This is a genomic window from Sphingopyxis sp., assembly GCF_035998965.1.
Lineage (GTDB): Bacteria > Pseudomonadota > Alphaproteobacteria > Sphingomonadales > Sphingomonadaceae > Sphingopyxis.
The window spans coordinates 90,906-99,523 of the sequence record NZ_DASYHE010000042.1 but is presented as its reverse complement, the minus strand read 5'-3'; the positions used below and the strand labels follow the sequence as shown (position 1 = coordinate 99,523).

Below are 8,618 nucleotides of genomic sequence, written 5' to 3'. Positions count from 1 at the left end.
CAGCGCCGCGACGATCTTGTCGGTGCCTTCCAGCCCGGCCCAGAACATCGGGCCGCCGCGATAGACCGGCCAGCCATAGCCATAGATCCACACGACATCGATGTCCGACGCGCGCTGCGCCTTGCCTTCGGACAGGATCAGCGCGCCTTCGTTGACCATCGGGTACAGGGTGCGTTCGATGATCTCCTGATCGGTGATCTCGCGCTTCTGGGTTCCGGCCTTGGTGCGGAACTCCTCGATCAGCTCGGCGACGCGGGCGCTTTCCGACGGCTGACGCTTTTCGTCATAGTCGTAGAATCCCGCCTGCTTCTTCTGGCCCCAGCGCCCCTCGGCGCACAGCGCATCGCGGATGCTTTCGATCCGGTTGGGGTCGCGGTGCCAGCCGATGTCGACCCCGGCCAGGTCGCTCATCTGGAACGGCCCCATCGGCATGCCGAATTCGACATGCACCTTGTCGACCTGCGCCGGGGTGGCGCCCTCCATCAGCAGGTTCATCGCCTCGATCTGGCGCGGCTTGAGCATGCGGTTGCCGATAAAGCCGTCGCAGACGCCTGCGACCACCGCGACCTTGCCGATCTTCTTGCCGATCGCCATCGCCGTTGCCAGCGCGTCGGGCGCGGTCTTTTCGCCGCGCACGACCTCGAGCAGCTTCATCACATTGGCGGGCGAGAAGAAGTGCATGCCGAGCACGTCGCCGGGACGGCTCGTCGCGGTCGCGATTTCATCGACATCGAGGTAGCTGGTGTTCGACGCCAGGATCGCGCCGGGCTTGGCGATTGTGTCGAGCTTGCCGAAAATGTCCTTCTTGACGTCCATATTCTCATAGACCGCCTCGATGATCAGGTCGCAGTCGGCAAGATCGTCGAGGCTGAGCGTCGGGGTCAGGATGCCCATCATCTGGTCGACCTGCTCGGGCTTGAAGCGCCCCTTGGCGGCCGAGGCGTCGTAATTTTTGCGGATCACGCCGACGCCGCGGTCCAGCGCCTCCTGCTCCATCTCGACGATGGTGACGGGGATGCCTTTCTGCAGGAAGTTCATCGAAATCCCGCCGCCCATCGTACCGGCGCCGATCACGCCGACCTTCTTGATCTCGCGCAGCTGCGTATCCTTGGGCAGGCCGTCGATCTTCGCGGCCTGACGTTCGGCGAAAAAGATGTGGCGCTGCGCCGCGGACTGGCTGCCGAACATCAGCTTCATGAACTGCTCGCGCTCGAAGGCGAGCCCTTCCGCGAACGGCAGCCGCGTGGCCGCTTCGACGCAGGCGAGGTTGGCGTAAGGCGCCTCGAACCCGCGCCAGCGCTTGGCGTTGGCGGTCTTGAGCTGTTCGATCACCGCAACGTCGCCGAACACCGGGCGTTCGCGCGTCGGGCGCGGGCCGTCGGCGATCTTCGCGCGCGCAAAGGCGATTGCGTCGGCGGCAAGGCTGTCTTCGCCCGCGAGTTCGTCGACGAGACCGAGTTCCTTGGCCTTGGTGGCGGGAAGCGGATCGCCGGTCGAGGTCATCGTTGCCGCAGCTTCGACTCCGACAACGCGCGGCAGGCGCTGGGTGCCGCCCGCGCCGGGCAGCAGGCCAAGCTTCACTTCAGGAACGCCCAGCTTCGCCGAAGGCACCGCAATACGATAATGGCAGACGAGCGCGGTTTCCAGACCGCCGCCGAGCGCGGTGCCGTGGATCGCTGCAACCACCGGCTTCGATGCCGCTTCGATGCTGTTCAGCACCGCGTTGAAATCAGGGCCGCGCGGCGGCTTGCCGAATTCGCTGATATCGGCACCCGCGATAAAGGTCGCCCCGGCGCAGCGCAGCACGATCGCCTTGACGCTGTCGTCCGAAAGCGCGGCGCGGAAATGCTCTTCCAGTCCCTGCCGAACGTGCCAGCTCAGCGCGTTGACGGGGGGGTTGTTGACGATGATGACGGCGACGTCGCCATCCTTTTCCATCGTGACGGAAACGGGGGTTTCTTCGGACATTTCAGGCTCCTTAAAAGATTCCGTTCGCTTCGAGCGAAGTCGAGAAGCGTCTAGCGCTGCGCTTCGCGGGTCTCGACGGCGCTCGACACGAACGGTGGGTGGGTTGTTGAATCAGTCATCGATCGCCGCGTGGACCAATGTCTTGACCTCGCGCCGCACGGGATAGGTCGAGGAAGGCATCAATTGGGTCATGAACACCATGCAAATCTGCTCGACCGGATCGACAAAGAAGCCGGTCGAAAACATGCCGCCCCAATAATAGTCGCCGACCGACCCGGGGGTCATCGTCTGCGCCGGACTTTCGTTCACCGCAAAGCCGAGCCCGAAACCAACCCCGGCATTTTCGGCCTCGGAAAAGATGCCGACGCTGTGCTGGACTAGGTCGCCGCCACCGACGAGGTGGTTCGCGGTCATCAGCTCCAGCGTCTTGCGGCTGATGATGCGCGTGCCTTCGAGCGCGCCGCCGCCGAGCAGCATCAGGCAGAAGCGGTGATAGTCGGCGAGCGTCGAAACCAGCCCGCCGCCGCCCGAATGAAAGCTGCGATCCTTCGCCCAGCGGCTCTTGTCGCCGCTGTCGAACGGTTTCATCTTCGCCTGTGGGTCGAAAGTATAGCAGTCGGTCAGCCGGTGCTGCTGGTCGGCGGGCACCTTGAACCCGGTATCGACCATGGCAAGCGGGCCAAAGATGCGCTCCTGCAAAACCTCGGCAAACGGCTTGCCCTCGATCCGCTCGACCACCGCGCCGAGCACGTCGGTCGCCATCGAATAATTCCAGTGCGCGCCGGGGTCGAACTGCAACGGGATTTTCGCCAGCCCCTCGATGAAGCTGTCCATCGTATAATCGGCATCGAAATCGTCGATCCGAGCCTTGCGGTACGCCGCGTCGACCGGGGTGCGCTCCTGAAAGCCGTAGGTTAGCCCCGCTGTGTGGCGCAGCAGGTCGACCATGCGGATCGGCTGCGTCGGCGGCCGGGTCAGGAACGGCACATTGCCGCCGCCCGCGACGAAAACGCCGGTGTCCTTGAACTCCGGGCAGAATTTTACCAGCGGGTCGGACAGCGCAACCTTGCCCTCTTCGACCAGCATCATGAAGGCGATGCTGGTGATCGGCTTGGTCATGCTGGCGATGCGGAAAATCGCGTCCTCGGTCAGCGCCGCGCCGGGCCGCGCCTCGCCGACGCACGACCAATGCGCGATCTCGCCGCGCCGCGACACCAAAGTCGCGGCGTGCGGCAGACGGCCGGTCCCGACATATTTGGCCTCGAGAAAGGCGGGAATGCGGTCCAGCCGCGCCGTATCGAAACCGTGACCCATATCTATCCTATCAATGCGAAGTCTGGCCAAGCAACTGGCGCGTCACCGGATGCGAACTGGTGAGCCCGCCGTCAACCGCGATCGCCTGTCCATTGACATAGCTCGCCTGATCGCTGGCCAGGAACAGCGCGACATTGGCCAGCTCTTCGGGCTGCGCGGCGCGCTTGAGCGGATTGAGCTGGCCCAGCTTGTAGGTGACCTCCTTGGCCTTCGCATAGTCGAAGGTCGGCTTGGTCATCCCCGTCTCGGTCAGCCCGGGGCAGATCGCGTTGACGCGCACGCCGCTGGTGGTCAGCTGCTGCGCCGCGGTCTTGGCGAGGTTGATGACCCCCGCCTTCGACGCCGAATAGGCGCCCGGACCCGCGCCCGAATTCAATCCCGCGACGCTCGCGGTCAGCACGATCGCACCGCCGCGGCCCTGATCGACCATCGCCTTGCCTGCATGTTTCACCATCAGCGCCGGGCCGATCAGGTTGACGCGCAACGTCTCGGCCCAGGCGCTCGGGTCGAAATCGAAGATGCCGCCCATGTCGCCGATGATCCCGGCGTTGGCGAAAGCGATGTCGAGTGCGCCATAGGTGTCCTTGGCGGTCGCGACGAGCGTGGCGACGTCGGCTTCGACCCCCGCGTCGATTTCCAGTCCGACCGCTTCGCCGCCCGCGTCCTTCACCAGCTGCACCGTCTCGTGCACCGCCGCGGTCTTGTCGCCGAGCACCAGCTTCGCGCCCTCGGCGGCAAAGCGCAGCGCGCTCGCGCGGCCGATGCCCGAACCGGCACCCGTAATGATCGCGATCTTGCCGTCCAATGCGCCCATCATGCGCCTCCCGAAATTGTGGCACCGCCATCGCACACGATGGTCTGGCCGGTGGTGAAGGCCCCCGCCTTGCTGGCAAGGAAAACCGCGGCACCCGCAATCTCATGCGGCTCGCCAATGCGCTTCAAGGTCGAGGCGGCGGTCGAGCGTTTGAGGTTCTCCGGATTTTCCCACAAGGCGCGCGCCATGTCGGTGCGGATCAGCCCCGGCGCGATGCAATTGACGCGCACGCCGCGCGGCCCGAATTCGACCGAAAAATTGCGCGCGACCTGCATGTCGGCGGCCTTCGAAATCCCGTAAGCGCCAATGATCGGCGATCCTTTCAGCCCGCCGATCGAGCTGATGATCGTGATCGACCCTTCGCCGCGTTCGAGCATTTCGGGCGCGACCATGGAAATCAGCCAGTGGTTGGACAGGATATTATTGTCCATGATCTTGCGGAACTGGTCATCGCTGATCCCGAGGCCGGGGCCATAATAGGGGTTCGATGCGGCGTTGCAGACCAGCGCGGTGATCTTGCCGAAGGCGGCGCGTGTTTCGTTGACGAGGTTCTGGAGGTCGTCCTTTGACGAAATGTTCGCGGCGACCGCGATCGCGGTGCCGTCGCCGAACTTCGCGTTGATCTCGGCGGCAGTGGCATCGCAGGCGTCCTGCTTGCGGCTCGAAATCACGACCTTGGCGCCTTGCTCGGCCATCGCCTCGGCGGTGGCCTTGCCGATGCCGCGTGACGATCCGGTAATCAGTGCGACTTGGCCACTCATGTCGAACAGGCTCATGCGCCGGCTTTCTTGGCAAAGTCCCACGCCCGTTCGGCCAGCGGGCGAACGCGCTCGGACATATCCTTGGCATGCTGCGACGAGGCGGTGCCCTCGATCACGCGCTTCTTGATGCCCTGGATGATCCCCGCGAGGCGGAAGAAATTATAGGCGAAATACCAGTTCATGTCGGGCACCCCGGTGCGGTCGGTCGCGGCGCAATAGCGTTCGACCATTTCGTCGAGTTCGGGAATGCCCAGCGCCTTGCGGTCGAGGTCCATCACTCCCGATCGCCCGCCATTTTCGGTCACCCACGCCATCGCGACATAGGTGAAATCGGCGAGCGGATCGCCGAGCGTCGACAGCTCCCAGTCGAGCACCGCCAGAACCTCAGGCCGATCATGCGCAAAGATCATATTGTCGATGCGGTAATCACCGTGAACGACACTGGTGCGCGTCTGTTCGGGCAGGCTCGCGGGCAGGAACGCGATCAGCTGCTCCATCTCGTCCATCGTCTCGGTCTCGGCGAGGCGGTACTGCTTGGTCCAGCGATCGACCTGGCGCCCGAAATAATTGCCCGGCTTGCCATAATCGGACAGCCCCGCCGCCTCGACATCGACCTTGTGCAGCGCCGCGAGCGTGTCGATCATCGCTTCATAGGTGGCGCGGCGATTCTCCGGCGTCGATCCGGGCATCGCGCCGTCCCAGATCGTGTGCCCATCGACCATGCCCATGACATAGAACCAGCTGCCCACCACATCGTCGTCGGTGCACAGCCCATATTGGCGCGCGACCGGAAAGCCCATCTTATGCAGGCCGGACTGCACCTTATACTCGCGGTCGACCGCATGGGCGGAAGGGAGCAGCGGACCATAAGGTTTGCGGCGCAGGACATAATTGCCCGACGGCGCGGAGATTTTATAGGTCGGGTTCGACTGGCCGCCGGCAAATTTATGCTGGGTCAGCGGGCCTTCAAAGCCCTCGACATTCGCTTCCATCCACGTGGTCAGCTTGGCTTCATCGAGCACGTCGGCGCCCTCGGGTGCGACGGTACCGCTGAAGGCTTTTTGTGCGTCGAGCGTCATAAGCCCCTCCCCTTCAGGGGAGGGGTTGGGGTGGGGTCTGTCGGCGTGGCGTAAGGCCGGTGGACCCCTCCCGCTTCGACTAGGCAGCAAGCTGCCAAGTCTCGCTGCCCTCCCCTGAAGGGGAGGGAGGACACGATGCTCGCGCCCATCATTGATCGAAAACGATCACCGACCGAGCGGCGTCGCCTTTCTTCATCTTGTCAAAGCCTTCGTTGATCCGCTCCAGCGGGATCGTTTCCGCGACGATGCTGTCGAGGTCGAGCAGCCCGCGCAGGTAGAAATCGACGAGCCGCGGGATGTCGACGGGGAAGCGGTTGCCGCCCATGATCGCGCCCTGCAATTTCTTCCCCGACAGCAGGTCCATCGCCGACAGGCCGACCTTCTCCGACAGCGGCATCATGCCCAGGATCGTCGCGGTGCCGCCGCGGCGCAGCGAGGCGACGGCAAGCGCCGCCGAGGCGGGACGTCCGACGGCTTCGATCGCATGATCGACGCCGCCCTTGCTGAGCTCGAGGATCTGTTTCGCGGCATCGCCGTCCATCGCATCGACGACATCGGTCGCGCCCAGCTTCATCGCCAGCGCGCGTTTTTCGGGCACCGGGTCGGCGGCGATGATCCGCCCCGCGCCCGCGATCTTCGCGGCGTTGATCGTCGCTAGCCCGACCCCGCCGCAGCCGACCACCGCGACGGTCTCGCCCGGCGTCACCTTGCACGCATTGAAGATCGTTCCCGCGCCCGTCGTCACCGCGCAGCCGATCACTGCGGCGCGGTCGAGCGGCATGTCGGGGTTGATCGCGACGCACGCATGTTCGTGGACCAGCATCGTTTCGGCGAACGCCGACAGGTTGAGCATCTGGTTGACCAGGCTGCCGTCGGGGCGCGTGATGCGCGGCGCCGAACCGGCGGCCCGGCGGGTGTCGCCGCCCATGCACAGCGACATCCGGCCCGAAACGCAAAATTCGCAATGCCCGCAGAAGGCCGACAGACAGGTAACGACGGCGTCGCCGACCTTCACCGTGCGCACTTCACTGCCGACCGCCTCGACGATGCCCGCGGCCTCATGGCCGGGGATCGCGGGCAAGGGATGCGGATAGGCGCCGTCGATAAAATGCAGGTCCGAATGGCACAGCCCGCACGCGGCGGTGCGGATGCGCACCTCGTGCGGGCCGCAATCAGCAATCTGCACCGTCTCGATCGACAGCGGCTGGCCGGGTTCGATCAGGATCGCGGCTTTGGTCATTTAAACTACCCTCTTTGACCGTTTGCCCTGAGCCTGTCGAAGGGTCTTTCTTTCTTGTGGTCAAGAAAGACGGTGCTTCGACAAGCTCAGCACGAACGGATTATCCTTTAGCGTGACACCCCGATGTCGCCCGACGAAAAGCCCGGCTCGCTCGCCGCGCTGTGCTTGGCGAATTCGATCCGCGCGATCGCGCGTTCATGCACCTCGTCGGGACCATCGGCGAGGCGCAACGTGCGCTGGTGGGCATAGGCGTTGGCGAGGCCGAAATCTTCGGACACGCCCGCTGCGCCATGCGCCTGGATCGCGTCGTCGATGATCTTCAGCGCCATGTTCGGCGCCTGCACCTTGATCATCGCGATCTCGGCGGCGGCGGCCTTGTTGCCGACCTTGTCCATCATGTCGGCGGCCTTCAGGCACAGTAGGCGGGTCATCTCGATGTCGATGCGCGCGCGCGCCAGACGATGTTCCCAGATGCTGTATTCGGCGATCGTCTTGCCGAAGGCGACGCGCGATTGCAGGCGCTTCGCCATCTTGGCGATCGCTTCCTCGGCGGTGCCGATGGTGCGCATGCAGTGGTGGATGCGGCCCGGCCCGAGGCGCCCCTGCGCGATCTCGAACCCGCGGCCTTCGCCCAGCAGCATCGCTTCCTCGGCGTTGACGCGGACATCCTTCAGCTCGATTTCCATATGGCCATGCGGCGCATCGTCATAACCAAAGACAGGCAGGTGGCGCAGGATGGTCACCCCCGGCGCATCGAGCGGCATCAGCACCATCGACTGCTGCGCGTGGCGCTTGGCGTTGAAATCGGTCTTGCCCATCACGATCGCGATTTTGCAGCGCGGATCGCCCGCGCCCGACGACCACCATTTGGTGCCGTTGATGACATAATCATCGCCGTCGCGTTCGATCCGGCATTCGACGTTGGTCGCATCGGACGACGCCACCGCAGGCTCGGTCATCAGAAACGCCGAGCGGATTTCGCCGTTCATCAGCGGCACCAGATATTTCTCTTTCTGCGCACGCGTCCCGTAACGGTGGAACACCTCCATGTTGCCGGTGTCGGGCGCCGAGCAGTTGAACACTTCGCTGGCGAACCCGATGCGCCCCATTTCCTCGGCGCACAGCGCATATTCCAGGTTGGTGAGGCCCGGGCCTTCGAATTCGATCGTTTCGTCGACATGATGATGCGCCGCCGACTTGGGCGGCATGAACAGGTTCCAGATGCCCGCGGCCTTCGCCTCGGCCTTCAGCTCCTCGACGATCGGAATGACCTTCCAGCGGTCGCCGGCCTTATCCTGTTCCTTGTACGTCGGGACCGCGGGGCGCACCTTGCGCTCGATGAATTCGCGCACCCGATCGCGCCAATGAGTCTGCCGGTCGGTAAGATCGAAATCCATCTGAGCATCCTTTCCGTTTACGTTCGCGTAAGCCTTTGGACCGAT

7 protein-coding genes are annotated in these 8,618 nt (G+C 64.3%); all 7 read right to left on the bottom strand.

Annotated elements, in window-relative coordinates; all coding sequences use genetic code 11:
• A partial coding sequence (locus VGN68_RS07835; RefSeq protein ID WP_327475467.1) for a 3-hydroxyacyl-CoA dehydrogenase NAD-binding domain-containing protein occupies positions 1–1,968 on the bottom strand: 1,968 nt, incomplete at its 3' end.
• 111 nt (positions 1,969–2,079) lie between these two features.
• Complete coding sequence (locus VGN68_RS07830; protein ID WP_327475465.1) at positions 2,080–3,282, bottom strand: serine hydrolase domain-containing protein; 1,203 nt, start codon at positions 3,280–3,282, stop codon at positions 2,080–2,082.
• Between the two features lie 10 nt (positions 3,283–3,292).
• Positions 3,293–4,096 (bottom strand): SDR family NAD(P)-dependent oxidoreductase, encoded by an 804-nt coding sequence (locus VGN68_RS07825; protein WP_327475485.1) that lies wholly within the window; start codon positions 4,094–4,096, stop codon positions 3,293–3,295.
• Entirely contained in the window at positions 4,096–4,872 is a 777-nt protein-coding gene (locus tag VGN68_RS07820) for an SDR family oxidoreductase (protein WP_327475463.1), read from the bottom strand. The genes VGN68_RS07825 and VGN68_RS07820 overlap by 1 nt, the downstream gene beginning before the upstream one ends.
• Entirely contained in the window at positions 4,869–5,936 is a 1,068-nt protein-coding gene (locus VGN68_RS07815) for a phosphotransferase family protein (RefSeq protein WP_327475462.1), read from the bottom strand. The genes VGN68_RS07820 and VGN68_RS07815 overlap by 4 nt, the downstream gene beginning before the upstream one ends.
• Positions 5,937–6,084: 148 nt before the next feature.
• Complete coding sequence (locus VGN68_RS07810) at positions 6,085–7,176, bottom strand: Zn-dependent alcohol dehydrogenase (protein ID WP_327475461.1); 1,092 nt, start codon at positions 7,174–7,176, stop codon at positions 6,085–6,087.
• Positions 7,177–7,283: 107 nt separating this feature from the next.
• Entirely contained in the window at positions 7,284–8,573 is a 1,290-nt protein-coding gene (locus VGN68_RS07805; RefSeq protein WP_327475460.1) for an acyl-CoA dehydrogenase family protein, read from the bottom strand.
• Between the last annotated feature and the right edge of the window lie 45 nt (positions 8,574–8,618).